General features: G+C 72.2%; 21 protein-coding genes. 12 read left to right on the top strand and 9 right to left on the bottom strand.

The annotated features are described in order from the left end of the window. Nucleotides 1-577: GNAT family N-acetyltransferase (locus tag JS521_RS15235; RefSeq protein WP_205083519.1), on the top strand; the 577-nt coding region annotated here is incomplete at its 5' end. Nucleotides 578-608: 31 nt separating this feature from the next. Here JS521_RS15235 and JS521_RS15230 read toward each other — a convergent pair. Further along, on the bottom strand, nucleotides 609-1103 hold the full coding sequence (locus JS521_RS15230; protein ID WP_205083518.1) for an SEL1-like repeat protein: 495 nt from the start codon (nucleotides 1101-1103) through the stop codon (nucleotides 609-611). Between the two features lie 91 nt (nucleotides 1104-1194). Then, complete coding sequence (locus tag JS521_RS15225; RefSeq protein ID WP_372448585.1) at nucleotides 1195-2784, bottom strand: CehA/McbA family metallohydrolase; 1590 nt, start codon at nucleotides 2782-2784, stop codon at nucleotides 1195-1197. Between the two features lie 148 nt (nucleotides 2785-2932). On the opposite strand from JS521_RS15225, the gene JS521_RS15220 reads away from it, so the two are divergent. Then, nucleotides 2933-3778 (top strand): LLM class F420-dependent oxidoreductase, encoded by an 846-nt coding sequence (locus tag JS521_RS15220; protein WP_205083525.1) that lies wholly within the window; start codon nucleotides 2933-2935, stop codon nucleotides 3776-3778. Between the two features lie 109 nt (nucleotides 3779-3887). Continuing rightward, a complete protein-coding gene (locus tag JS521_RS15215; protein WP_205083517.1) occupies nucleotides 3888-5372 on the top strand; it encodes a peptidoglycan D,D-transpeptidase FtsI family protein in 1485 nt (494 codons plus the stop codon). A 185-nt stretch (nucleotides 5373-5557) separates the two neighbouring features. Here the strand turns inward: JS521_RS15215 and JS521_RS15210 are convergent, their stop codons facing one another. Next, nucleotides 5558-6283 (bottom strand): HAD family hydrolase, encoded by a 726-nt coding sequence (locus JS521_RS15210; protein ID WP_205083524.1) that lies wholly within the window; start codon nucleotides 6281-6283, stop codon nucleotides 5558-5560. Nucleotides 6284-6433: 150 nt separating this feature from the next. Between JS521_RS15210 and JS521_RS15205 the strand changes: the two genes are divergently transcribed. From JS521_RS15205 to JS521_RS15195, 3 genes are all read left to right on the top strand, one after another. Then, nucleotides 6434-9028, top strand: a complete 2595-nt coding sequence (locus tag JS521_RS15205; protein ID WP_205083516.1) for a bifunctional FO biosynthesis protein CofGH — start codon at nucleotides 6434-6436, stop codon at nucleotides 9026-9028. 197 nt (nucleotides 9029-9225) lie between these two features. Next, the gene (locus tag JS521_RS15200) at nucleotides 9226-9894 is read left to right on the top strand and encodes a class I SAM-dependent methyltransferase (RefSeq protein WP_205083515.1); all 669 of its coding nucleotides are present in this window, start codon (nucleotides 9226-9228) and stop codon (nucleotides 9892-9894) included. Between the two features lie 216 nt (nucleotides 9895-10110). After that, on the top strand, nucleotides 10111-10902 hold the full coding sequence (locus JS521_RS15195; protein ID WP_205083523.1) for an NPP1 family protein: 792 nt from the start codon (nucleotides 10111-10113) through the stop codon (nucleotides 10900-10902). A 70-nt stretch (nucleotides 10903-10972) separates the two neighbouring features. Here JS521_RS15195 and JS521_RS15190 read toward each other — a convergent pair whose 3' ends face one another. Then, complete coding sequence (locus JS521_RS15190) at nucleotides 10973-11173, bottom strand: DUF397 domain-containing protein (RefSeq protein ID WP_205083514.1); 201 nt, start codon at nucleotides 11171-11173, stop codon at nucleotides 10973-10975. Nucleotides 11174-11252: 79 nt separating this feature from the next. Between JS521_RS15190 and JS521_RS15185 the strand changes: the two genes are divergently transcribed. From JS521_RS15185 to JS521_RS15170, 4 genes are all read left to right on the top strand, one after another. After that, on the top strand, nucleotides 11253-11546 hold the full coding sequence (locus tag JS521_RS15185; RefSeq protein ID WP_205083522.1) for a sulfatase: 294 nt from the start codon (nucleotides 11253-11255) through the stop codon (nucleotides 11544-11546). A 47-nt stretch (nucleotides 11547-11593) separates the two neighbouring features. Continuing rightward, on the top strand, nucleotides 11594-13999 hold the full coding sequence (locus JS521_RS15180; RefSeq protein ID WP_205083513.1) for a tetratricopeptide repeat protein: 2406 nt from the start codon (nucleotides 11594-11596) through the stop codon (nucleotides 13997-13999). A gap of 10 nt (nucleotides 14000-14009) precedes the next feature. After that, nucleotides 14010-14624 (top strand): AAA family ATPase, encoded by a 615-nt coding sequence (locus tag JS521_RS15175; RefSeq protein ID WP_205083512.1) that lies wholly within the window; start codon nucleotides 14010-14012, stop codon nucleotides 14622-14624. A gap of 172 nt (nucleotides 14625-14796) precedes the next feature. Next, nucleotides 14797-15915, top strand: a complete 1119-nt coding sequence (locus tag JS521_RS15170) for an ADP-ribosylglycohydrolase family protein (protein ID WP_205083511.1) — start codon at nucleotides 14797-14799, stop codon at nucleotides 15913-15915. A gap of 47 nt (nucleotides 15916-15962) precedes the next feature. Here JS521_RS15170 and JS521_RS15165 read toward each other — a convergent pair whose 3' ends face one another. Together JS521_RS15165 and JS521_RS15160 are read right to left on the bottom strand one after the other, a co-directional pair. Continuing rightward, nucleotides 15963-17552: a sodium:solute symporter family protein gene (locus JS521_RS15165; protein WP_205083510.1), complete on the bottom strand. Its 1590-nt coding sequence runs from the start codon at nucleotides 17550-17552 to the stop codon at nucleotides 15963-15965. 370 nt (nucleotides 17553-17922) lie between these two features. Then, on the bottom strand, nucleotides 17923-18705 hold the full coding sequence (locus JS521_RS15160) for an SDR family oxidoreductase (protein ID WP_205083521.1): 783 nt from the start codon (nucleotides 18703-18705) through the stop codon (nucleotides 17923-17925). A gap of 85 nt (nucleotides 18706-18790) precedes the next feature. Between JS521_RS15160 and JS521_RS15155 the strand changes: the two genes are divergently transcribed. Continuing rightward, complete coding sequence (locus JS521_RS15155) at nucleotides 18791-19636, top strand: hypothetical protein (RefSeq protein ID WP_205083509.1); 846 nt, start codon at nucleotides 18791-18793, stop codon at nucleotides 19634-19636. Between the two features lie 141 nt (nucleotides 19637-19777). On the opposite strand, the gene JS521_RS15150 is transcribed toward JS521_RS15155, so the two are convergent. From JS521_RS15150 to JS521_RS15140, 3 genes are all read right to left on the bottom strand, one after another. Continuing rightward, a complete protein-coding gene (locus JS521_RS15150; protein ID WP_205083508.1) occupies nucleotides 19778-19984 on the bottom strand; it encodes a DUF397 domain-containing protein in 207 nt (68 codons plus the stop codon). Between the two features lie 190 nt (nucleotides 19985-20174). Beyond that, nucleotides 20175-21032 (bottom strand): helix-turn-helix domain-containing protein, encoded by an 858-nt coding sequence (locus JS521_RS15145; RefSeq protein WP_030710698.1) that lies wholly within the window; start codon nucleotides 21030-21032, stop codon nucleotides 20175-20177. A 256-nt stretch (nucleotides 21033-21288) separates the two neighbouring features. Then, nucleotides 21289-22008: a GOLPH3/VPS74 family protein gene (locus JS521_RS15140; RefSeq protein WP_205083507.1), complete on the bottom strand. Its 720-nt coding sequence runs from the start codon at nucleotides 22006-22008 to the stop codon at nucleotides 21289-21291. A gap of 192 nt (nucleotides 22009-22200) precedes the next feature. Here JS521_RS15140 and JS521_RS15135 point away from each other — a divergent pair, with 192 nt between their 5' ends. Further along, nucleotides 22201-24747, top strand: a complete 2547-nt coding sequence (locus JS521_RS15135) for a serine hydrolase (protein ID WP_205083506.1) — start codon at nucleotides 22201-22203, stop codon at nucleotides 24745-24747. The last annotated feature ends 121 nt before the right edge of the window (nucleotides 24748-24868 follow it).

The following is a 24868-nucleotide window of genomic DNA, read 5'->3' as shown; positions in this document are numbered from 1 at the left end:
CTCCGCGACCCCCGCCCTCCGCCCGGCCGCCCACGAGCAGAAGGTCGAGGGCTTCGGCACCGTCCGACTCGTCCCCGTCGACCCGGCGGCCGCCGCCGAGCTGCTGCACGGCTGGGTCACCGAGGAGCGGGCCCGCTTCTGGGGCATGGCCGACCACACCCGCGAACAGGTCCGGGAGATCTACGAGTTCGTCGACTCGCTGCCGACGCACCACGCCTACCTCGCCCTGCGCGACGGCGTCCCGGCCGCGCTCTTCCAGACGTACGAGCCGGACGCCGACCCGGTCGGCGAGTGCTACGACGTACAGCCCGGAGACTTCGGCATCCACCTGCTCATCGCAGCCGCCGAGGGCGAGGGAGCGGTGAAGGGGTACACGGACGCCCTCCTCACCGCGTTCATCGCCTACGTCTTCAGCGACCCGGCCCACCTGCGGGTCGTCGTGGAGCCCGACGCCCGCAACGAGAAGGCCCTCGCGCGGATGGTCCGGGTCGGGTTCGAGCTGGGTCCGGAGATCGAGAAGCCGGAGAAGACGGCCCGGCTCGCGTTCCTGACGAGGGCGGCGCTGGGACTGGCGTAACGGGGCATCGCGCACAGCGGCGGGGCGGGCCCTACGACGCCGGGTCCGCCCCGTCCGGGTGCAGCGCGCCGCCCGGCCGGAACAGCCGCTTGGCGACCGCGTGACCGCCCTCCGCCGCCATCCGGAACCACGGCTCCGCCGCCGCCAGCCCCTCGCGCTGCTCGACCAGGCGGCCCAGCTCCCACATCGACTCCACGTCACCGGCCTTCACCGCCTGCCGCAGCAGCCGCTCGGCCGTGTCGGGGCGGCCCTCGGCCCGCGCGGTCAGGGCGAGCGTCCGCAGCCCCCGTACGGCCCGGGCGTCACCGGCGGCGGCCGCGGCAGCCAGCGCGCGCGGATCGGCGGGGCGGCGGTACCGGTTCCCCAGGATCAGCAGGATCCCGAGCACCCACATGATCCAGCTCAGGCTGATCAGCGTGGCGTTGCCGGTGACCACCCCGGTCAGGCTCAGCGCGCCGCCCGCCGGCAGCAGGAAGTACCCCAGCCCCAGCCCCGGCCCGATGCCCGGCCCTGCTCCCGGTCCCATTCCCGCTCCTCTCCGCCCGGCCGCTCCGCCGCGTGTGCTTCGTCCCTTCCCGCTTCCCGGCCCGCCGTACCGGCCTGGCCGGTCCCGCTGCTCAGCCCGCCGTACCGGCCGCCGCGCCGAGGAAGACCGGGTTGGTGAGCGCCGCGAACGCGCCCGGCAGTCCGGGAACGGCCGGTGCGTGCCGGACCTCGGCGCGTACGTACGCGGCGTGGTCGGGGGTCGTACGCCACTCCACCACGCCCGCGCCCGTCGCGGGCAGCGGGGTGGTCAGCAGGGCCCCCTGGTCGGTGACCAGCCGCACCGTGCAGTCGGCGGGCGCACCCGACACCTCCAGCCGTACGGTCACCGGGGCGTCCGCCGCCGCCCGCAGCCGCTCCCCGATGCCCGCGTGCCGGCCCCGCCCGTCCGTCGCGCCGAAGGAGAGGGTCAGGGCGGCGGACTCGGCGAGGTAGGAGCGCCCGGCCCGGATGCCCGCGAGGATCGCCCGCCGCGACAGCGACTCGGCCAGGACGACGGTCTGCGGGTGGCCCACCCGGTCCGGCTCGCGGTGGGCGTCGCTGTTGCCCATCGCGGGAAGCCAGCGCCCCGGCCCGTCATCCGTGTTCCGTACGTCCGTGTTCCGTACGCCCGTGTTCCGTACGGAGGCCACCAGCGCGTTGTCCCACTCGGCGAGGGCGACCTCGTCGTCCGGGGTCCAGGGCCCGTTCCACACCTCGACGGCGTCCGCCTCCGCGAGGCCGAACTTCCAGTTGCAGCCGATGCAGGTGGCGTGCGGATGGGCGGGCACGACGAGCCCGCCGGCCCGGCGGATCTGGCGCGCGTACCGGCCGAAGCGGTTCTCGCGGGCCCGGTAGCGCCAGTCGACGAAGACGCCCGGGTCGGTGCCGACGGCCAGCACGTGCCCGTTGCGGGTGGTGATCTCCTCGCCGGTCAGGATCAGCAGGTCGTCGCCCCACAGCCCTTCCCACGCGGCGTGCGCGGACGTGGTGTTGTGCTCGCTGCTGTTGATGAAGTCGAGCCCGGCGGCCCGCGCGGCGGCGGCGACCTCGGCCGGAGTGCGCCGCCCGTCCGAGTGCGTGGAGTGGACGTGGCAGTCGCCCCGGTACCAGCCCCGGCCGCGCCCCTTGGCCCGCTCGGGCGGGTACACCGGCGAGGGCGTGGGGGCCGCCTCGCCGAAGCGGAGGGTGACGGTCACCTCGTACGGGAGGCCCTCGGGAGCCACGGTGTAGGGGGCCAGGGCGATGTGCCAGGTGCCGGGGCGTACGGGGCCCGGAAGGTAGCCCGGGGTCGCGGCGTCGGCGCGGACGAAGAACGAGGTGCGCGCCCCGCCGGACCAGCCCCGGAAGCCGCGCCCGCCCAGAGCCGTACCGCGTTCGTCGAACAGGCCGATGTCGAGCGCGTTGCCCTGGACGCCGGGCGGGACGGGCGGTTTCCCGTACGTGTAGGAGACGGCGAACTCGGCCACCCCGCGCGGGACCTCGACCGGCAGGTACACGTAGTCGGGCGACCCGGCGGGCAGTGTCCCGCGGACGGTCCGGGTGCGGTGGGGGCCGTTGTCGGGGCCGGGCCCGGGGTGGTCTGCGGCGTGGGCGAAGCTCACGGTGGCCAACGTCAGGCCGGTGGCGGCGGTCGCGGCGAGGAGGCCGCGCCGGTGCATGGGTGCGTCCATGGCTGCGTCCATGGCTGCGTTCATGGCTGTCACGGTCTCGGATTTCGCCGACATACGGCTTACGTTGGCGCTTCGCACGGACGACGTACAGAAGGACGACGTAACAAGACGGCGTAACAAGACGACGTACGGAACCACGACGACCACGGAGGTGGCTTCGATGCGGATTTCCACCACGATCTTCCTCACCGACGAGACGGTGACCCCGGTCAGGCTCGCCCGCGAGCTGGAGCAGCGGGGGTTCGGCGGGCTGTATCTGCCCGAGCACACGCACATTCCGGTCAGCCGCCGCACGCCGTACCCGATGGGCGGTGACCTGCCCCGCGAGTACGGCCGCACGCTGGACCCGTTCGTGGCCCTCGGCCAGGCCGCAGCCGTCACCGAGCGCCTCACCCTCGGCACCGGCATCACGTTGGTCGCCCAGCACGACCCGATCGACCTGGCCAAGCAGGCCGCCACCCTGGATCACCTCTCCGGCGGCCGGTTCACGCTCGGCGTCGGCTACGGCTGGAACGTCGAGGAGGCCGCCGACCACGGGGTCGAGTGGCCGACGCGCCGGGACCGGGTCCGGGACCGGATGGCGCTGATGCGGGCCCTGTGGGCGGACGAGCCGACCGGATACGCGGGCGCGTCCGGGTCGGTGCAGGCGAGCGAGGCGCACCCGAAGCCCTTCCAGCGGCCCCGCGGTCCGGTCAACGGCCCGCGCACGCTGATCGGCGGCGGGGCGGGCCCGAAGCTGTTCGCGCACATCGCGGAGTACGCGGACGGCTGGCTGCCCATCGGCGGCGGTGGGCTCACGGAGTCCCTGCCGAAGCTGCGGGCGGCCTGGGAGGAGGCCGGGCGCGACCCGAAGGGCCTCCAGGTGGTGCCGTACGCGGTGCAGCCGAGCCCCGGGAAGCTCGCCCACTACGCGGATCTGGGCATCGAGGAGGTCGTGCTCCAGCTGCCCCCGGCGGACGAACCGGAGGTGCTGCGGACCCTGGACGCGTACGCCGCGTACCTGTGAGAAGGGGGCCCCTCCGGGGCCGCCGGTGCAACCGTGCCCGCTTACAAGGCATCCTTGTTCACCGGGGATCGCATACGCGGGCCGGAGGCCCGCCCGGGTGGGGAGTGGAATGAACAGGCCGTTGCGGCACATAGCCATCTTCTGCGGGCTGCTGGTGCTGGCCCTGCTGCTGAGGGCGAACTGGCTCCAGCACGTCGACCGCCAGGAGCTGGCGCAGAACGAGCACAACGCCCGGGTGCGGTTCGAGCGGTTCTCCACCCCGCGCGGCGACATCATCGTCGGCGGCAAGGCGGTCACCGGCTCGAAGGAGACCGACAGCCGGGACTACGCGTTCATCCGGACGACCAAGGACGGCCCGATGTACGCGCCTGTCACCGGGTACGCCTCCCAGGGCCGGGGGACCTCGCTGCTGGAGCGGACCTACGACAGCGTCCTCAGCGGCCAGGACGACCGCTTCGCCTTCCGGCACGCCAAGGACGTCCTGACGGGGCAGCCCCGGCGCGGCGGCGACGTGATCACCACGATCGACGCCAAGGCGCAGAAGGCCGGCTACAAGGGGCTGACCGACCTGGGCGCCCGGGGCGCGGTCGTCGCCCTGGACCCGAGCACCGGCAAGGTGCTGGCCCTGGCCTCGACCCCCTCGTACGATCCCGATGTCTTCGCCGGGAACTCGTTCAAGGAGAGCGACCGCTTCGCGGCGCTGGAGAAGGACAAGGGCAAACCGCTCGCCAACCGCCCATTGCGCGAGACCTACCCGCCCGGCTCCACCTTCAAGATCCTCACGGCCGCGGCGGCGCTGGAGCACGGCGTGGTCACCGACGTGGACGCCCGGACGGACGCCGTCTCGCCGTACCCCCTGCCGCTCGCCTCGAACAAGATCGGCAGCGAGGCGGGCGACGCCGTGTGCAACAAGGCGTCGATGAAGACGGCCATGCAGTTCTCCTGCAACAACGTCTTCCTGGACGCCGCGTCCGAGCTGGGCGAGGACCGGATGCGGGAGACCGCGGAGAAGTTCGGCTTCAACGAGGACGTGTACGCGGAGGAGTTCGGCGACCTGCTCGCCACGAAGAGCCTCTACCCGCCGAAGCTCGACAAGCCCGGCACGGCCCTCACCGGCATGGGCCAGGGCAGCCTGACCAGCACCCCGATGCAGATGGCGATGGTCACGGCGGCCCTCGCCAACGACGGCAAGCTGATGCAGCCGTTCATCGTCGACGAGCTGCGCGGCCCGGACCTCTCCACGCTGGAGAAGAACGAGCCGAAGGAGATGAACCAGGCCGTCTCGCCGGAGACGGCGAAGAAGGTCCAGGAGATGATGGAGCACACCGCGAAGGAGGGCAGCGCCCAGCGCGCCCTGATCGACGGTGTGACGGTCGGCGGCAAGACGGGCACCGCCCAGCGCGGCGTGAACGTCGAGGACGAGGTGCCGTACGGCTGGTTCGTCAGCTACGGCAAGAAGGACGACGGCCGCTCGGTCGCGGTCGCCGTGTTCATCGACCCGACGGACATGGACATCTCCCGCTCGGACATCTCCGGCGGCCGCCTCGGCGCCCCGATCGCGAAGAGCGTGATGCAGGCGGTGCTGGGCGACTGAGCCGCCTCCGCGCCGGGGCGTTTCAAGCCCGTCCGGCGTTTGAGGACGGAACCGTGCAGGTGGGCCTGGGTGACGCAACGGGGTGCCGAGCCTCAGGTCCCTGTCTGTCCTCACGCCCTCCGAGGCAAGGGTTCCGTCCTCAACCGCCGGACAGGCGGGTGGCGCCCCCGGACCGGTGGATGCGGTCAGCGCACCGACCTCAACGCACCCCGGCGCACCACCTTCGGCTCCTCGTCCTCCGACGCGTCCGGAACCGCCGTCCCGCCCGGGTCCGCCGACCCCACCCACCCCACCAGCTCCGTCAACGCGTCGATGCGGAAGTCCGCCGTCTCCACCACGTCCGGGTGGTCCGCCCACCAGTGCCCGTACGGCCCCCGCCGCAGATGCGCCGTCCGCATCCCCGCGGCCGCGGCCGGGAACAGGTCGTCGGCCGGGTGGTCGCCCACGTACAGCGTCGCCTCCGGGGCCGCGCCCGCCACCTCGGCCACCCGGGCGAAGAACTCCGGGTCCGGCTTGCGTACGCCCCACTCGTCCGAGGTGACCACCAGGTCGGCGGGCAGGTCCAGGGACCGCAGCAACTCCCCGGCCCGGACCGTGCCGTTCCCCGCCACCACGACCCGGACGCCCGCGGCCCGCAGTTCACCCAGCGCGGGCCGGACGTCCTGGTAGAGGTCCGACTCGTCGAGGTGTTCTCCGCGCCCGGCGGCGGCCCGCGCGCGGTAGGCCTCCTCCACGTCCATGTCGGGCCGCAGGATCCGCAGCGCGTCCGTGGCCTCGCGGCCCTGGGCGACGGCCGCGCCCACCAGCGCACTGAGCGTGTGCGGTGGTACGCCGAGCCAGTTGGCCCAGGACGCCCAGTGCCGGTCGTCGCGTACGAGGGTTTCGCCGATGTCGAGGACGATCGTTTCCATCACCGTTCCGACACTAGGCGTGAGGACGCCGCCTGCGGGCTCACATTCGGGTGAGTCGGCCCGCACGAGTGACCAGGAGCACCCGCGGGCCTGCGCATACAGGCCCCGGGCCCTGGTCCGGTACCCGCGCCTCGCTCGTATGCTCGGTTCATGACCGATCCCGATGCCGATCCCCAGAGCGGACGCCCCACCTCCAACGCCATGCGGCGCGCGCTCAAACGCGCCCGTGACGGTGTCGCCCTCGATGTCACCGAGGCCGCCGTCCTGCTCCAGGCGCGCGGCGACGACCTGAAGGATCTGGCCGCGTCCGCCGCCCGCGTCCGGGACGCGGGCCTGGAGGCCGCGGGCCGGCCGGGCGTGATCACCTACTCCCGCAAGGTCTTCATCCCGCTCACCCGCCTCTGCCGCGACAAGTGCCACTACTGCACCTTCGTCACCGTCCCCGGCAAGCTCCGCCGCGCGGGCCACGGGATGTTCCTGTCTCCCGACGAGGTGCTGAAGATCGCCCGCGAGGGTGCGGCGATGGGCTGCAAGGAAGCGCTGTTCACGCTCGGCGACCGCCCCGAGGACCGGTGGCCCGAGGCGCGCGAGTGGCTGGAGGCGGAGGGGTACGACGACACGCTCGCGTACGTACGCGCCATGGCGATCCGGGTCCTGGAGGAGACGGGCCTGCTGCCCCACCTCAACCCGGGCGTCATGACCTGGACCGACCTCCAGCGGCTGAAGCCCGTCGCGCCCTCCATGGGGATGATGCTGGAGACGACGGCGACCCGCCTCTGGTCCGAGCCGGGCGGCCCGCACCACGGCTCCCCGGACAAGGAACCGGCCGTACGCCTGCGGGTCCTCGAAGACGCGGGGCGCTCCAACGTGCCCTTCACCACCGGCATCCTGATCGGGATCGGCGAGTCGTACGAGGAGCGCGCCGACTCCCTCTTCGAGCTGCGGAAGACCGCCCGGGCCTACCACGGCATCCAGGAAGTCATCGTGCAGAACTTCCGCGCCAAGCCGGACACGGCGATGCGCGGGATGCCCGACGCGGAGCTGGAGGAGCTGGCCGCCGCCATCGCGGTGGCCCGGCACATCCTCGGCCCCTCGGCCCGGATCCAGGCCCCGCCGAACCTGGTCGACGCCGAGTACGCGCTCCTCATCGGCGCGGGCATCGACGACTGGGGCGGGGTCTCGCCGCTCACCCCCGACCACGTGAACCCGGAACGCCCCTGGCCGCACATCGACGAACTGGCGTCCCGCACAGCCGAGTCGGGCTTCCTGCTCCGCGAACGCCTCACCATCTACCCGGAGTTCATCCAGCGCGGGGAACCCTGGCTCGACCCCCGGCTCCTCCCGCACGTCCGCGCACTGGCCGACCCGGAGACGGGCCTGGCCCGTGAGGACGCACTCCCCGTCGGCCTGCCCTGGCAGGAACCGGACGAGGGATTCACCTCCTCCGGCCGCACCGACCTGCACGCCACCATCGACACCGAGGGCCGCACGGGCGACCGGCGTAACGACTTCGACGAGGTGTACGGGGACTGGGAGGCGCTCCGCGAGGCGGCGGCCCCCGGCATGGTCCCGTCCCGGATCGACGCCGACGTACGCCAGGCGCTGGGCCAGGCCGCCGACGACCCGACGAAGCTCACCGACGACCAGGCCCTCGCCCTGCTCCACGCGGACGGCCCGGCGCTGGACGAGCTGTGCCGGATCGCGGACGCGCTGCGCCGGGACGTGGTCGGCGACGACGTCACGTACATCGTCACGCGGAACATCAACTTCACCAATGTCTGCTACACCGGCTGCCGCTTCTGCGCCTTCGCCCAGCGCCGCACCGACGCCGACGCGTACACGCTCTCCCTGGACCAGGTCGCGGAGCGGGCGGCGCAGGCGTGGGACGTCGGCGCGGTCGAGGTCTGCATGCAGGGCGGCATCCATCCGGACCTGCCCGGCACGGCGTACTTCGACATCGCGCGAGCGGTGAAGGAACGCGTCCCCGGCATGCACGTCCACGCGTTCTCGCCGATGGAGGTCGTCAACGGGGCGACGCGCACCGGGATGTCGATCCGCGACTGGCTGACGGCCGCCAAGGAAGCGGGACTGGACTCGATCCCCGGTACGGCGGCGGAGATCCTGGACGACGAGGTCCGCTGGGTCCTCACCAAGGGCAAACTGCCCACGGCCACCTGGCTGGAGGTCATCAGGACGGCGCACGAGGTGGGCCTGCGCTCGTCCTCGACGATGATGTACGGGCATGTCGACCAGCCCCGCCACTGGCTGGGCCACTTCCGTACGCTGGCCCGACTCCAGCAGGAGACGGGCGGCTTGACGGAGTTCGTCACCCTCCCCTTCATCCACACCAACGCCCCGGTCTACCTGGCCGGCATCGCCCGCCCGGGCCCCACGGACCGCGACAACCGCGCCGTCACGGCGATGGCGCGGCTGCTCCTGCACCCGCACATCACCAACATCCAGACGAGCTGGGTGAAGCTCGGCACGGAGGGTGCGGCGGAGATGCTCCGCTCGGGCGCGAACGACCTGGGCGGCACGCTGATGGAGGAGACCATCTCCCGTATGGCGGGGTCGAGTTACGGCTCGTACCGCTCCATCAAGGACCTGGAGGCGATCGCCGAGCTGGCGGGCCGCCCGTCCCGTCCCCGAACGACGCTGTACGGGGAGGTCCCGGCCGAACGCGTCGCGGCGGCCACGGCCTCGGACGGGCACCTGCCGGAACTGCTGCCGGTGCTGCCGAGCTGAGGGGGAGGAGGAGCCCGGGGCGGGCCTGGTCCCGCACCGCCCGGTCCGCCCCGGTACGCCCACGGCGGGCGGGCCGCTCCGCGGCAGGCCGGCGCGGTTCGGCCCCCTCCGCGCCCGCCCCCCGGGGCGGGCGGTTCGACCCCCTCCGTAACCGCCCGCCCCGGGGTCGGCATGACCTCACCGGATAGCGTCACCGGGTGACCGAAGCCCCGCACCTGAACGCGATCCGGCAGTCGTACGACACCGTCGCCGCCGACTACGCCACGTTCGTCAAGGACCCCGGCGCACTGGACCCGTTGTCGCGGGCCGTGCTGGCCGCGTTCGCCGAGCTCGTCACGGCGGCCGGTCTCGGGCCGACGGCGGACGTGGGCTGCGGCCCCGGCAAGGTGACCGCGTACCTGTCCGGCCTGGGGGTCGACGCCTTCGGGGTCGACCTGTCGCCGAGGATGGTCGAGCTGGCCCGAGCGGCCCACCCGGACCTGCGCTTCGACGTCGGCGCGATGTCCGCGCTGGCGGCCGACGACGGTGAACTCGGCGGCGTCCTGGCGTTCTACTCCACGCACCACCTGCCGCCGGAGTCGCTGCCCGGGGCATTCGCCGAATTCCTCCGGGCGTTGGCCCCGGGCGGGCACCTGCTGCTCGTCACCCGGGTCGGCGAGGAGGAGCACCAGCGCCGGACGTACGGCTACGGCGGTGGCGACCCCGCACCCTTCGACAGCTACCGGCTGCCCACGGACCGGATCGCCGGACTGCTGGAGCAGGCGGGGTTCGCGGTCACGGGGCAGACGTTGCAAGCACCCGAGGAGGGCGCGAAGCGGCCGGTCGCCGGCTTCCTGGCCCGCAAACCGGAAGGCTGTCGGGCGTAGCCCGCCCCGGGGAGGGCCGCTGCCGTTTCCCTCGCCGGCCTCCTTTGCCGATCCCTCTGGGGCGGACTCCGTTTCGCCCTGTCATGCTCCGGGCAACTCAAGCGGGATGCCACCCCGCCGTCCCGTGCTGACGAGTCAGGAGCGCCACCTGTGCGAAAGCAGTTGATTCCCTCATCCGCCCCGAGCGGCCGGGGCGAGAGCCCTGCCGGTGCCGGTGTGCCGTTCTCGTCCGGCAGAAGCCGCACCGCCCGGACCGCCGCCGTCCTCGCCGCCGCCGGTCTCCTCGTGCTGGGCACCGCATCTGCCGCCCACGCCGATCCGCCGGGCAACCTCCCGCAGAACGCCGGGAGTTACGAGCAGACCTTCTCGCCCGCCTTCGACTACGACGGCGACGGCTGCTACGCCACCCCCGCCATCGGCCCGGACGGCACCCTCGCACCCGGACTGAAGACGAGCGGTGCGATCAACGGCAGTTGCCGGGACCAGTGGGACCTGGACAACTCCCAGACGTACGCCCGCTCCAAGTGCAACAACGGCTGGTGCGGCATCGTCTACGCGAGCTACTTCGAGAAGGACCAGGCCGTCCACGGCAGTGGACTCGGCGGGCACCGGCACGACTTCGAGCATGTGATCTCCTGGGTCAACCAGGCGTCCAACCAGGTGGATTACGTCTCGACGACCCAGCACAGCACCGTCAAGACCTACCCGCGCTCGCAGGTCCGGTTCGACGGCTCGCACCCCAAGGCCGTCTACCACAAGGACGGTCCGAGCACGCACTTCTTCCGCCTCGCCAACGGCAACGACGAGCCGCCGGAGAACCACTACGGCAACTGGCGCTACCCCCCGATCGTCGACTGGAACGGCTTCCCCAGCACGGAGTTGCGCGACAAGCTCATGAACGCCGACTTCGGGTCCGCGACCATCAAGGTCACCGACAAGGACGACCGCTTCCGCAACCTCCTCAACAACTCCAAGCCCGCCGGGATCCCCTTCGACCCCTGGGCCTGAAGACCGCCGAGGCCCGCGCCCCTGCACCGATGGGACGGGGACGCGGACCCTGGGGCGGACGGCGGCGGGCTCAGCCCTCGGCCGCGAACTCCACCAAGGCGGTCCACGCGGGGGCGGCGACGAGGAGCGCCGGGCCCGTCGGGGTCTTGCTGTCGCGTACGGGGACGACGCCGGGGTAGCCGTCGGCGACCTCGATGCAGTTGTTGGCACCCCCGTCGCTGTAGCTGGACTTGCGCCACGTCGCGGTGGAGAGGTCGGGCGTACGCTTCATGATCCTCTGAACTCCTTCAGCACGCCCCTGATGAACGCGATGGAGTCGGGCGGGGGCAGCGCCCGATCCCGTGCCCGATCTGCCCGAGCGACAGCCCCGCCTCCTCCCCTGGAGGTCCGCCGAAGGCAAGCCCTGCTACCTCAGCACCGGCGACCCGAACAGCCGGCTCTCCCGGCTCGCCGACGACATGGAGGAGGAGCAGATGGAGTGCGGCAACGTCGTGCTCGAAGGCGCGCAGGAAGTGCTGGCGGACCAGGCGGCCGGTGAGGTCGCCGTACGGTTCGCGCTGACGCAGGCCGTGCTGTCCCTGCGGGACGTGCTGCTCATCGCGCACAACCGGGGGTGCCGGCTGCCGGACACCGGTGATCGATGACCGACGGCGGCTCCCGTGGAGCGGCGGCCGCTGACAGACTGATCCCCATGCCTCCGTCCACCCCCCGCCGCCTCTCCCTCCAGCAGATCGTCGAAAGCCGGCGGCGTGCCTCCTTCGTCGGGAGAGAGGCCGAACTCGGTCTGTTCCGCGCCAACTTCACGCTGCCGCCCGAAGATCCCCGGCACCGGTTCGTCTTTCATGTGCGCGGCAACGCCGGGGTCGGCAAGACCTCGCTGCTACGGGAATGGCGGCAGGCCGCAGGGGAGTTCGGGGCGCTGACCGCCTCGGCCGACGAGAGCGCCGACTCCGTGCCGGACGTACTCGCCGCGTTCGCAGCGCAGTTCGCCGAGCAGGGGCATCCGCTCAAGGCTCTCGACCGGCTGCTCGCCACCTACCGGCGCGCGCTCCACGAGGCGGCGGGCCGGCTCGCGGCGGACAACGAGGGACCGGGCGCGGGGCCTTCGGCCGGCGCGCTCGCCGCGGCGCAGGCCGGGCTGATCGCGGCCGGGGCGATACCGGTCGTCGGGGCGCTGGCCGGGGGCATCGACCCGGCGGTCGTGGCGCGGGGCGCGGGCGGGCTGCGGGCGGTGTTCGGCGGGCGGGCCCGCCAGGTGGAGGAGGCCCGGCTGCTGGCGGAGCCGGTCCAGGTCCTCACCCCGGTGTTCGTCGCCGAGCTCGACCGGGTCGCGGACGCCGTGCCCTGGATCGCCCTGTTCCTGGACACCTACGAGCGCACCGCACCCCAGCTGGACCGGTGGCTCGCGGACCTGTTCACCCTCGGGCGCTACGGCGAACTGCCCGCCAACCTCCTCCTGACCCTGGCCGGCCAGCGCCGCCTCGATCCCGCGCACTGGGGTGACCGGGGCAGGCTCGTCGCCGACGTGCCGCTGGGGCCGTTCACGGAGGCCGAATCACGCCAGCTCCTCCACGGACGTGGTGTGGTGGCGGAGCCCGTCGTACGGGAAGTGCTGCGGCTTTCCGGTGGGCTGCCGGTCCTGGTGTCGACGCTCGCCGCCAACCCGGGCGCGGCCGGTGAGGCCAACGCGACCGCCGTCGAACGCTTCCTGGCCGGGGAGAGCGACCCGGCCCGCCGGGCGGCCGCGCTCGCCTGCGCGCTGCCCCGCCGGTTCGACGAGGACCTGGTCGCCGTCGCCGTACCGCAGGACGGGCCGCACGCTGTGCCGGGGCTCTACGACTGGCTGCTCGAACTGCCCTTCGTCGCCGAGCCGTACAGCGGGCGTTCCCGCTACCACGCCGTCGTCCGGGCCCCCATGCTCCGCCTCCAGCGCACCGGTTCTCCCCGGCGGTGGAAGGCGGCGCACGACCGGCTGGCCGAGGCCTTCGCCGCCCGGCGGGACGCGGCGGCCGAGGGCCTGGACCCGGAACGCCTCTGGGCCTCGCAGCCGTGGCGCCGGGCCGCCCTGGACGTGCTCTACCACCGGCTCTGCGCCCGCCCCCGCACCGCGCTGCCCGAGGCCCTGCGCGCCGGGACAGCGCTGTGCGACCAGCGGCCGTCCCGGGCCCGGTACTGGGCCCGGACCCTCATGGAGGCGGGCGAGGACGCCGACGACGCCGTACTCCGGGAGTGGGGCCGGGACCTGCTCGCCGCCATAACCGACCACGGCCCCCGCCCCACCGCCGCCCTCGGGCTCCTGCTGACCCGGGCCGAGCTGACCGACACCGACCGGGCGGCCGCCCTCGTGGCGCGAGCCTGGGACCGCTTCCGGGCCGGGGAGCTGGACGCCGCGCTCTCCGACCACGGGCGGGCCATCGCCGTGGACCCGCGCAGCGAACGCGCCCACCAGGGCCGGGCGGTGATCCTGCGCTCGCTCGGCCGCTACGAGGAGGCCCTCGCCGACCTGGACCGAGCCGAGGAGATCGCCCCCGCCTGGGCCTGGGCGGTGCGGGAGCGGGGCGAGACGTACCGGCGGATGGGCCGGCTGGAGGAGGCCCTGACCGTCCTGGACCGGGCGCACGCGATGGACCCGTCCGACGCCGTGCCGCTGGGCAGCCGGGGCTTGGTCCGCCATGTGCTGGGCCAACCCGAGGATGCGCTCGACGACTTCGACCGGGCGATCGCCCTGTGGCCGGAGTACGCCTGGGCGCTGGTGCGGCGGGCCCGGGTCCGCACGGTCCTGGGCGACCCGGTGGGCGCCCTCGCCGACCTGGACCGGGCCGAGGAGCTGAACCCCGGGCTGCCCGGGACGGAGGGGGAGCGGGGCGAGGTGTACCGGGCCACGGGCCGGTACGAGGAGGCCGTCGCCTGCTACGACCGGGCCCTCGCCCTGGACCCCGCCTACGCCTGGGCCCACGGCAGCAGGGCCGCCGCCCTGGAGGCCCTCGGCCGCATCCCGGAGGCCCGGGCGGACCTGGACCGGGCGCTGGATCTGGACCCGGGGTACGCGTGGGCCCGGGAGCGGCGGGAGCGGTTGGGGGCTCGCACGGGGCAGTAGGTTCGCGGGTATGCGTGATGTGCGGGTGGTGCTGATCGGCGGGACCTCGAACACCGGGAAGTCGACCGTCGCCGAGGCGGTGGCGGAGCGGCTCGGGTTCGAGCACCGCTCCACGGACGGTCTGGCCCGGCACCCGGGACGGCCCTGGCGGACCCCGGAGCACGAGGTGCCGCCGCATGTCGCCGAGCACTACGGGACCTTGACCACCGACGAGCTCATCGCCTCCGTCCTCGCCCACTACGAACGGCTCTGGCCGCGTATCGAAGAGCTGATCACCGACCGCGCGGAGGACGGGGAGCCGGGCCTGGTCCTGGAGGGCTCGGCCCTCTGGCCCGAGTGGGTCGCCCGGCTGACCGTGCCCTGTACGGCCGCTGTGTGGCTGACTGCCGACGACACGGTCGTACGCGACCGGGTGCGGGCGGCAGGGTGCTACGAGCAGGCCTCGGAGGGGGAGCGGCTGCTGATGGACCGGTTCCTGGCGCGCACCGTCCGCTATCAGGCGCTGATGGCGGACGCGGCCGAGGCGCGCGGGCTGGACCGGATCGATGTCGGCGGACGTACGGTGGCGGAGCTGGCCGACGCCGTGCTCGCCGCGACGGCGGCTCAGGCGAGCCCCGGTCGCTGATCTCCCCGCCGTCCGCCCCACCGCCCAAAAACGACCTCAAGGACGTCCGTCGACATACCCGTACGTACCTCGGTCGTGCCCTCTACCGCCCGTTCCCGTTCGATTACAGTGCTTGCGCGGTCGCCCGCAGAGGCCCGCGCATCCGAGCACGTGGTGACGGGAAGGCGGCGGGGTGAGCACAGGGACCACAGCTGCGGTCTGGGGCCGGGCCGAACAGCAGGACTTCCGCAGCCGGGTCCGTGGGGCCCTGCTCGGCGGGGCCGTCGGGGACGCGCTCGGGGCCGGGGTCAGCGGGCTCGTACTGGAGGAGATCCGCGCCGCCCACGGGGTCGAAGGGGTCACCGACTACGTTCCCGCGCACGGCAGACGCGGCGCGGTCACCGCCCTCACCCAGCTCACCCTGTTCACCGTCGACGGCCTGATCCGCGCCCAGGTCCGCCGCGACACCGGCGCCTGGCACCCGCCCACCGATGTGCACCGGGCCCATCTGCGCTGGGCCGCCACCCAGCACCACTGGGGGCCCGACGAACGGCGCGAGGACAACGGCTGGCTGGCCGCCGAGGAGTGGCTCTACGCCCGCCGCGACCCCGCCCGGGAGTGCCTGGGCGGCTTCGGCGACAGCGTCATGGGCACCCTGGACCGGCCGAAGAACCCCACCGCCCGGGACGCGGGCGCGCTCACCCGGTCCGCGCCCTTCGGGCTCCTCGTGGGCTGGGAGCCGGGCCTCGTGCTCCAGCTCGCCGTCGAGTGCGCGGCCCAGTCCCACGGCCACCCCACCGCCCAACTGTCCGCCGGAGCCTTCGCGGTACTCGTACACGGTCTTGCGCGCGGCGAGAGCCTGGACGGCGCGGTGCAGAACACCCTGGCCCTGCTCGCCGAACGCCCCGGCCACGAGCCGGTGACCGAGGCCCTGCGCCAGGCGCTCGGCTCCGTGCGGCAGGGCATCCCCGGCCCGGCGTTGATCGAGGCGCTGGGCGCGAGCGACGCCGCCGAGGAGGTCTTGGCCGTCGCCGTGTACTGCGCGCTGGTCAGCGAGGACATCCGGCACGGGCTGCGGCTCGCGGTGAACCACAGCGGTCCCTCCCGCGCCACCGGGTCGGTCTGCGGGGCGCTGTTGGGCGCCCTGCACGGGGAGACCGCGCTGCCGCCGGCCTGGCTCGCGGAGCTGGAGGGGCGGTCCACGCTCCTCGAACTGGCCGACGACTTCGCCATGGAGATGACCCAGGGCCCCGCCCTGCACAGCCCGGCGGCCGTCGCCCCGGGCTGGCTGGCCCGCTACCCGCGCGGCTGAGGTGCCGGGGCCGCTGAAGCCCGCCCGGCCGCGCGGACGTCCGCCCGCTACCCGCGCGGCTGAGGTGCCGGGGTCGGGCCGCCGTCCTGCGCGGGGATGCTCGCGGCCGTCCCCGTACCGTCCCCATGCCCCCCGTCCCCGTCCCCGTCGTCCTCGTTGATCCGCGCCAGGACCGCGTCCCGCTCCGGGGTGTCCTCCGGCTTCACGAAGCCGATCAGGATGTACAGCACGAGCGAGACCGCCAGCGGTACGGACACCTGGTACTGGAGCGGCACCCCGCCCTCGACGGCCCAGTTGACCGGGTAGTTGACCAGCCAGAACGCGGTCAGCCCCGTCGCCCAGCTGACCAGCGCCGCCGTCGGGCCGGACTTCCGGAAGGGGCGCAGCAGGCCCAGCATGAACGGGATCGCGATCGGGCCCATCAGACCGGCGACCCACTTGATCACGACGGTGATGATGTCCTTGAACGTGGGCGAGTTGACCTGGGTCGCGATGGCCATGGAGAGAGCCAGGAAGGCCACCGTGGTCCAGCGGGCCGCGATCAGCCCGGCGCGCTCGCTCCAGCCGCGTGCCGCCTTCGAGAGGGTCGGGGCGATGTCCCGGGTGAAGACGGCCGCGATGGCGTTGGCGTCCGAGGAGCACATGGCCATCGTGTGGGAGAAGAACCCGACGATGACCAGCCCCAACAGGCCGTGCGGCAGGAGCTGTTCGGTCATCAGGGCGTAGCTGTCGGAGGCGTCCGGCTTCTGCGCGTCGACCAGCAGCGGCGCGCACCACATCGGGAAGAACAGCACCAGCGGCCAGACGAACCACAGAATCGCCGACAGCCGCGCCGAACGGGTTGCGGAGGCAGCGGAGTCGGTGGCCATGTACCGCTGGGCCTGGTTCCACATGCCGCCGTTGTACTCGAAGGTCTTGATGAACAGGAACGCCAGCAGGAACGTCACCGTGTACGGTCCGGCGGTCGGGTCCGCGTGCCCTTCGGGGAGCTTGTCCCAGACCGTCCACAGGGTGGGGAAGCCGTCGAGCTCGCTCATCACCGCGAAGAGCATCGCCAGCCCGGCGAACAACTGGATGATGAACTGGCCCAGTTCGGTCAGCGCGTCCGCCCACAGACCGCCGACCGTGCAGTAGATCCCGGTGACGACCCCGGTGATCAGGATGCCCTGCGAAATGGACAGACCGGTGAACACGGACAGCAGGGTGGCGATGGCGGCCCACTTGGCGCCGACATCCACGATCTTGAGCAGCAGCCCCGACCAGGCGAGCGCCTGCTGGGTCTGCAGGTTGTAGCGGTTCTTGAGGTACTCCAGCGGCGAGGCGACATGGAGCCGCGAACGCAGCCGGTTCAGCCGGGGTGCGAAGAGCTTCGCGCCGATGAAGATGCCGATGGCGATCGGCAGCGACCAGGTCACGAAGGACGTGACCCCGTACTGGTACGCGATGCCGGCGTACCCGGTGAACATCACCGCGCTGTAGCCGGACATGTGGTGCGAGATGCCCGACAGCCACCACGGCATCTTGCCGCCGGCGGTGAAGAAGTCGCTGACGTTGTCCACGCGTTTGTGCGACCAGAGTCCAATAGCGACCATCACGCCGAAGTAGCCGATGAGCACAGCCCAGTCGAGACTGTTCATGTCCCCCTCCAGGGGTCCGCCTTGTGAACGGGAACGCACTTCGTCGGTACGGCCGTTCAGCGGCGTCCCCGTGCGGGAGCGGGGACTTCGGGGATTGAACCCCCGGCGAGGGGTCTCGGTCAAGACTGTTCGAGGTCATAGATGTGAACGTCAATCAACAAGGCGAACGATTTTACTTGGTCTTGACCTTGTGAGGCGTTGTCGTGAACGTGACCGCGGCCACACGATGGGCGGGCACTTCGTCAGGCTGTGCAGAGAAGTCCGGAGATGTCAGGGAGCGCGCGACAACGCGCGAAGGCCGCACGGGATGCGGGTTCCGTGCGGCCGAGAAGTCGAGAGGGAGGGTGTCGCGTGTACGTGTGCGGGGCCGTCAGCGCATCAGCTCGCCCGCGTTGACCAGCAGTGACTGCCCGGTGATCGCCCGGGCCCGGTCGGAGGCGAGGAAGGTGACGGCCTCCGCGACGTCCCCGTCCGTGGCCAGCTCCGGCAGCGCCATCCGCTCGGTGAGCCGGGCCAGTACCTCGGACTCCGGTACACCCTCGGTGTGCGCGGTGAACTGGACGTACGCCTGCACCGGCGGCCCCCACATCCAGCCCGGCAGCACCGTGTTGACCCGGATCCGGTCCGTGCCCAGCTCCCGGGCGAGCGAGTACATCGCCGAGGTGAGCGCACCCTTGGACGCCGCGTACGCCGCCTGCCACACCTGGGAGGGGGCGGCCACCGCGGACTGCGTGCCGATCACCACCACCGAGCCGCCCCGCTGTTTGAGTGCGGGCAGGCAGGCCCGGGTCATCCGCAGCGTACCGAGCAGATTCACGTCGATGACCGACTGCCAGGTGGCGAAGTCCGCGTCCTGGAGCCCGCCGAAGTAGCTGTCCCAGGCGGCCACATGGACCACCGCGTCGATCCCGCCGAACCGCTCCACCGCCAGCGCGGCCAGAGCCTCGCACTGCGCCTCGTCCGTGATGTCGGTGGGGAGGTGGGCGGTGTGCCGGCCGCCCGGATCGATCTCCGCGGCCGACTTCGCCAGGTTCGCCGCCGTACGCGCCCCGAGCACCGCACGCCCGCCGTCCCGCACGACGGTCTCGGCGACCCGGTGTCCGAGCCCCGGCCCGACGCCCGACACGATGACGGTCTTCCCCGCGAGCAACATCGGCGCCTCCCGGCCCTGGAACTTCATCTGACGGTCCGTCAGGGTAGAGGGGAGCGGGATCCGATGGAAGGGGAAGGGAGACCTGATGACCGAGGACGCCGGGACGGGGAGCGAGCGGTACGCGGAGCTGGCGGGGACGGGGCCGTACGGGGTCCGCCCGGGCCACGCCCTGATCACCATGGTCGAACCGCATCCGGGCCATGAGTACGCGTACAACCGCTGGTACGAGGACGACCACTACTACGCGGGCGCGACGGCGATGCCGTGGATGTTCGCCGGGCGGCGCTGGGTGGCCACCAAGGACCTCCAGGAGCTGCGCTATCCGGAGAAGTCGGCGGTCGCCCGGCCCGTCGGCGCGGGGTGCTATCTGTCGACGTACTGGGTGACCGAGGGGCGCTACGACGACCACATGAAGTGGACCGTCGCCATCAACAAGCGGCTGAACCGGGACGGCCGGGTCTACCAGGACCGGACCCACGTCTTCACGGCGTTCCAGGACCACGAGGCCACTGTCTACCGCGACGGAGCCTCCGGCCCCCGGGACGTCCACGCGCTCGACCACCCGTACGCGGGGCTCGTCCTCCAGGTCATCGACGCCGAAGGGCCGGAGCAGCGGGCGGAGTTGCTGGAATGGCTGCGTTCACGCCATTTGCCGAAGCGGCTGAAGGGGTCGCCCGCGGCCATGGTCACGGTGTTCCGGCCGACGCCCCTGCCCGGCGACCGGATGACGTACGTGAAGCAGGTCGAGGGGGTCGACACCCGGCTGACGCTGCTGTGGTTCCTCCAGGAGGACCCGCGGACCTGCTGGGAGGGCCATTTCGCCGGCCTGGACGCGGCGGTCGCGGAGGTCAGTCTCGGGCGGGTGGAGCTGGTCGCCCCGTTCGTGCCGACCGTGCCGGGGACGGACCGCTACGTCGACCGGCTGCGGTGACGCCGGAGGCCGGTGGTGCCGGATCGTGCCGAGCCCCCTCGGCCAGGACGGCGAACCGGTCGAGAGGGCTCCATCAGGTGGTGCGGGTGTTGCGGTAAGGCGGTGGTGCGGTGATACGTGAACGTGAACGATGCCGGCTGATCAGGCGTTGATCGAGCCCGTGGCGACGTCGCGCACGAACGCGTTCCACGCACCGGGGACGAAGGCGAGCGAGGGGCCCTCGGGGGCCTTCGAGTCACGTACGGCGATGGACAGAGCGACCGGGGACTTGACCTCGACGCATGCGCCGTTGCCCCCGGAGTACGACGACTTCGTCCACTGGTCCGTAGCACCCTGAAGAATTGCCATGTTCACTCCGGTTCCGAGAGTTGTGGGGAGTCGCACCAACCTGATTCCGATTGGCGTGATCGACGCTACTCGCCAAGCCCCGTCCATGAGATGGCCGTTCACTCGACCGGATGGTCTTTCTCCAGTAAGCCTTCTGCTGTGCGTGGGTGGCGGTGTATCATCCCGCCGCCCATCGCTCCACTGTCCGGATTCAGCTGGTGTACGACTTGGCGATCTTGCTGATGAACTCCCGGGTCTGCTCCACGTTCAGCGCCTGCGCCCGCAGGTGCTCGTACATCACGCTGTAGCGCTGCACGTCGTTCGCCTTCTCCAGGTAGAGATCGCTCGTGACGCCCTCGATGTAGACGACGCTGGAGTCCGCGGCGTCCGGGAACTCCAGGATCGCGTACTGGCCGTTGATGCCCGGGTGCGCGCCCATGTCGAACGGCAGGACCTGCACGGTGACGTGCGGCAGGTGCGACTGCTCGACGAGGTGTTCCAGCTGGTCGATCATCACCTGCTTGTCGCCGACCACCCGGCGCAGCGCCGACTCGTCGATCACGGCCCAGAGCCGCAGCGGGTTCTCGGGCGCGTTGACCCGGTCCTGCCGCCGCGACCGTACGTTGACGCGCTTCTCGATGTCCGACGGCGGGGCCTCGGGCAGCGCGCCGCTGATCAGCGCCTCGGCGTACGCCCGGGTCTGGAGCAGACCCGGGACCATCTGGGGCTCGTACACCCGCAGCGACTCCGCGTCGGTCTCCAGACCGATGTAGACGCTGTACGGGATGTCGCCGAAGGCGTGCCACCAGCCCTGCTGGCGCGAGTCCTTGGCCATCTGCATGAGCGAGTCGACGATGCGGACGTCCTCGACCTCGTAGACCCCGCAGAGGTCGCGCACATCGCGCTGGCTGATGGAGCGACGGCCGTTCTCCAGGCGGCTGATCTTCGACTGCGAGACCAGCAGGCGCTCCGCCACTTCCTCGGCCGTCATGCCTTTGAGTTCGCGCAGGCGGCGCAATTCCTGGCCCAACCTGCGTCGCCTGACAGTGGGATTGACGTTGGACGGCACGGAAACGGCACCTCCGGCTATGTAGCTGTGCGTATCTACTGCTCAGCAGATTGCCACCCCTTGCCCCGGCCGCGCTGGGAAACGGCCACACGCGGGGCAGGGGGGGCGTACGCACCGGTGCGCGGGGCGGCGCACAAGCGCACGGGGCAGCCGGTGATGGTGACTACCGGCTGCCCCGTGCGTGGTGCGGCTCCCGGACCGGGTCCTGTGATGACTGACGACGGTACGGCGGTGTGCTGTTGTCAGGTCCGGGCGGTCAGCTCGCGGCGGTGTGCGCCATGCTGCCGCGCCGGGCCTGTGCTTGCGGCTGCAACGGAACGCCCGCTGCCTGCTGCGTACGGCGTGGCTGGACGGCCACTCCGTTCTGGACGTCCATCACGGCGTGCGCCACGAGTCCGCCCATCGGGTCGTGCCTGATCAGATCCCGGAGCCGGGAGCGCGACGAGCGCCCCTCGTTCCCGGGGTACAGATGCTTGCCGAGTCCGACCGCGTGGGCCAGTGCGGCGAGCGCCGCGGTCCGCGGGTCCGGCGGTACGCCGGTGCGGATCGCGCTGTCCAGCCGGTTCCTGATGTCCCGGCTGATCGCCGTGTCCGTCGCTTGGTAGCGAGTCGTCGGCAGCACTCCGCACATCTGGCCCGCCACGGCATGAACCATGCCGCACCGCTCCAGATGAGCGAGATAGATCTGGCGCAGCCCCAGGCGGGGCCCGCCGATCCAGTGGACCGCCCGGACCGGGCTGCCACGACGGCGCAGCAGCTCCAGTGCGGAGTCCAGAGTCGGATCTCCTGTCGGCCGTGGCATCACCACGGCGATACGATCCCCGTCAGGGGCTATCCGTCCTGCCAGAGCCAGCTCCACTAGCTGTGCCCCGGCCAGGCCGAGGTCGAGCGACTGCGGCTGCGCTGTGGTACCCGTGGTCGGGTCCAGAGCGAGCAACAGAAGCTCCTCCGGGATTGTTCTGCGGCTCCTGCCCATCCATGCCTCCCCGCGTGGATGTCTGACAGGGTGACCCCTCTCACATTCATCTGTCGAGAGCGCCTGACTGCTTTGTACGGGAACCAGTAGGTATGTCGTTCTCGTCTAGCAGCTCGGCCAAGGGTTCACACAGGACACTGGTAGATGGTTCGGACAGCGCGGGGTGGCCCCGCAGCGCATGAGGAGGCATCGGTGGCGGGCGAGTCCCCCGACAAAACGGAGCAGCAGAAGTCGTCGGGGACGGCTGCGGAGGAACGCGACCCGCGCTTCGCCGTGTTCCGTGACCCCGGCGCGGACACGGGCACCGATGCCGATGCGCGTACGGGTGCGGGCTCGGGAGCCGCGTCCGACACGGTGACGGCTGTGTTCCGGCCGCGACTTCCGGAGGACGCCGCTCGGCGTGCGCCGGAGGCCGCCTCGGAGCCGGAGACCGAGGCGAAGGCCGACCCCGAGCCCGAGGCGGAGGCCGAGAGCTCGTCTGGGGCGGTCTCCACGGCCTCCGGGGAGGCTGCCGCGCCTCCGGAGGGGTCTGGAGCACCCGAGGGCCGCACGGGGCGGGACACGGACGCGGACACGGACGCTGCGGAGGAGCCTGAGGCGGAGACGCCTGCGGTCACGCCCGCGGAGACGCCTGCGGAAGGATCGGCGGACGAGCCGGAGTCCGGGGACGCGGCCGGGGAAGAGGCCGGGGACGGCCGCCTGCGTGCCGCGGTGGCCGCGTGGGTCGATGCCGCGGCCGACGCGAAGCCCGCGGCGGACACCGACGGCGACACGGACTCTGAGGCGAGGCCCGTGGCCGCCGACGAGGACGAGCCCTCCGCGAAGGCGGAGGCCGAGGCGAAGGCGGAAGCAGAGCCTGCGCCCGCTCCCGAGGCCGCCTCGGAGCCGAAGCCGAAGAGCGAGCAGGACGAGCCGAAGCCCGAGCCGAAGGGCGACGCCGAGTCGAAGGCCGACGCCAAGCCGGAGGCCGAACCGGACAGCGGGCCCGACGCAGAGTTGGACGCCAAGGCCGATGCCGAGCCGGAGGCCGACGCCGCCGAAGACGCCTCCGACCTGCGGGGAATCGATCAGCCCACCGCCATCTTCAAGGCTGTCAAGCCGGCCGACCGCGTGGACCAGGCGACGACCGCGCTGAAGCTCCCGCCCCGCGAGAGGAAGCCCGGGAACAAGCCCGAGAGCACGCCCGGGAGCAAGCCCGACGACAAGCCCGAGAGCGACGTCGAGCGCACGAGCACCTTCGTGCCGCTGCGCTCCGACGACGTACGGTCCGCCCCCGCGCCCCGCAAGCCGGAGCCCGGACCCGGGGCCGAGTCCGGGTCCGAGTCCGGGTCCGCGGCCGGGCCCGAGGCGCCCGCGCGCACCCAGGAGACCGCCGCTCCGGCCGCTACGGCGCCCGTGGCCGCCCCCTCCTGGGCGGCGGCCGAGCGGACCCGGCAGCAGCCGCTGCCGCCCAGGCCGCCGCTCGACCTGCTCGCCGAGCTGACGAACACCCCGCCGCCGCCGGAGACCCCGGTCCGGACCGCTGTCCGCCGGGTCAAGATCTGGACCCCGCTGCTGCTCCTCCTGCTGATCGTCTTTGCGATCGTGCAGGTGATGCGCCCGCTTCCGGAGCCCTCGCTGGAGCTCACGGCGAAGCCGACGTACACCTTCGACGGCGGGGCGACGAAGCTGTCCTGGCCCGGCCAGGGGCAGTCGGCCGTGATGGTGGACGGCGTCGGCTCGCTCGGTTCCGAGGGCGCGCAGAAGCCGGCCCCGATCGCCAGCGTCGCGAAGGTCATGACCGCCTACGTGATCCTTGAGGGGCACCCCCTCAAGGGTGACGAAGAGGGCGAGACGATCACCGTCGACCAGAAGGCGGAGGACGAGTCCAAGCGCCCCGACGAGTCGACGGCGCCCCTGACCAAGGGGCAGGAGCTGACCCAGCGGCAGATGCTCCAGCTGCTGATGATCCCCTCGGGGAACAACGCGGCGCGGCTGCTCGCCCGCTGGGACGCGGGGAGCGAGGACAAGTTCATCGACAAGATGAACGACGCGGCCGAGGACCTCGGCATGACCGGGTCGACGTACACGGACCCGAGCGGCCTGGAGAAGACCACCGTCTCCACCGCCACCGACCAGCTGAAGCTGGCGCAGGCGGTCATGCGCAACGAGGTCTTCCGGAAGATCGTGGACATGCCCGAGGTCGAGATCGAGGGCATCGACGGCAAGATCTACAACAACAACAACCTCCTGCTCCAGCCGGGTGTGAGCGGCATCAAGACCGGCTCCTCCACCCCGGCGGGCGGCAACCTGCTCTGGTCCGCGAACACCAAGGTCGACGGCAAGATGCTGTGGATCTACGGAGCGGTGATGGGCCAGCAGGCGGGTACCGGCCGGGTCTACGACAGCCTGGAGCTGTCCCTCCAGAACAGCCTGAAGCTGATCAAGGACGCGCAGGAGGCCGCCACCTCGGCGACGGTGGTGAAGAAGGGCGATGTCGTCGGGTACGTGGACAACGGCTTCGGCGGGCAGACCCCGGTGGTCGCCACCAAGAACCTCAAGGCGGTCGGCTGGTCCGGCCTGGAGGTCGAGCTCAAGGTCACGGACAACGGCAAGGGCATCGACCACGCCGCGAAGGCCGGGAGCGAGGTCGGCTCGGTGACCGTGGGCTCCGGCACCGGAAAGGTCACGGCGCCGGTGGTGCTCCAGGGCGATCTGACCCAACCGGCCTTCGGCGACAAGCTGACCAGGATCGGCTGAGGCACGGGAGCGGGGGGGGGGGGGGGGGGGCGAGCGCGAACCCCCGCCACCGAAAACCACGCCACGGATCAGCTAGATCAGGCCGCGGCTATGGTGGTGCGGTATCACGGGGGGCGGGCGT

This window comes from Streptomyces durocortorensis (genome assembly GCF_016901035.1).
In the GTDB taxonomy this organism is placed as follows: domain Bacteria; phylum Actinomycetota; class Actinomycetes; order Streptomycetales; family Streptomycetaceae; genus Streptomyces; species Streptomyces durocortorensis.
Note: the sequence above shows the minus strand (reverse complement) of the source record. Positions and strands in the feature narration are given on the sequence as shown.

Excerpts from the sequence above, each read along its gene's own strand:
- JS521_RS15230 (WP_205083518.1), bottom strand. The coding sequence starts at position 1,103 with ATGGGACCGGGAGCAGGGCCGGGCATCGGGCCGGGGCTGGGGCTGGGG.
- JS521_RS15225 (WP_372448585.1), bottom strand. The coding sequence starts at position 2,784 with ATGGACGCAGCCATGGACGCACCCATGCACCGGCGCGGCCTCCTCGCC.
- JS521_RS15220 (WP_205083525.1), top strand. The coding sequence starts at position 2,933 with ATGCGGATTTCCACCACGATCTTCCTCACCGACGAGACGGTGACCCCG.
- JS521_RS15215 (WP_205083517.1), top strand. The coding sequence starts at position 3,888 with ATGAACAGGCCGTTGCGGCACATAGCCATCTTCTGCGGGCTGCTGGTG.
- JS521_RS15210 (WP_205083524.1), bottom strand. The coding sequence starts at position 6,283 with ATGGAAACGATCGTCCTCGACATCGGCGAAACCCTCGTACGCGACGAC.
- JS521_RS15205 (WP_205083516.1), top strand. The coding sequence starts at position 6,434 with ATGACCGATCCCGATGCCGATCCCCAGAGCGGACGCCCCACCTCCAAC.
- JS521_RS15190 (WP_205083514.1), bottom strand. The coding sequence starts at position 11,173 with ATGAAGCGTACGCCCGACCTCTCCACCGCGACGTGGCGCAAGTCCAGC.
- JS521_RS15180 (WP_205083513.1), top strand. The coding sequence starts at position 11,594 with ATGCCTCCGTCCACCCCCCGCCGCCTCTCCCTCCAGCAGATCGTCGAA.
- JS521_RS15175 (WP_205083512.1), top strand. The coding sequence starts at position 14,010 with ATGCGTGATGTGCGGGTGGTGCTGATCGGCGGGACCTCGAACACCGGG.
- JS521_RS15165 (WP_205083510.1), bottom strand. The coding sequence starts at position 17,552 with ATGAACAGTCTCGACTGGGCTGTGCTCATCGGCTACTTCGGCGTGATG.
- JS521_RS15160 (WP_205083521.1), bottom strand. The coding sequence starts at position 18,705 with ATGTTGCTCGCGGGGAAGACCGTCATCGTGTCGGGCGTCGGGCCGGGG.
- JS521_RS15155 (WP_205083509.1), top strand. The coding sequence starts at position 18,791 with ATGACCGAGGACGCCGGGACGGGGAGCGAGCGGTACGCGGAGCTGGCG.
- JS521_RS15150 (WP_205083508.1), bottom strand. The coding sequence starts at position 19,984 with ATGGCAATTCTTCAGGGTGCTACGGACCAGTGGACGAAGTCGTCGTAC.
- JS521_RS15140 (WP_205083507.1), bottom strand. The coding sequence starts at position 22,008 with ATGGGCAGGAGCCGCAGAACAATCCCGGAGGAGCTTCTGTTGCTCGCT.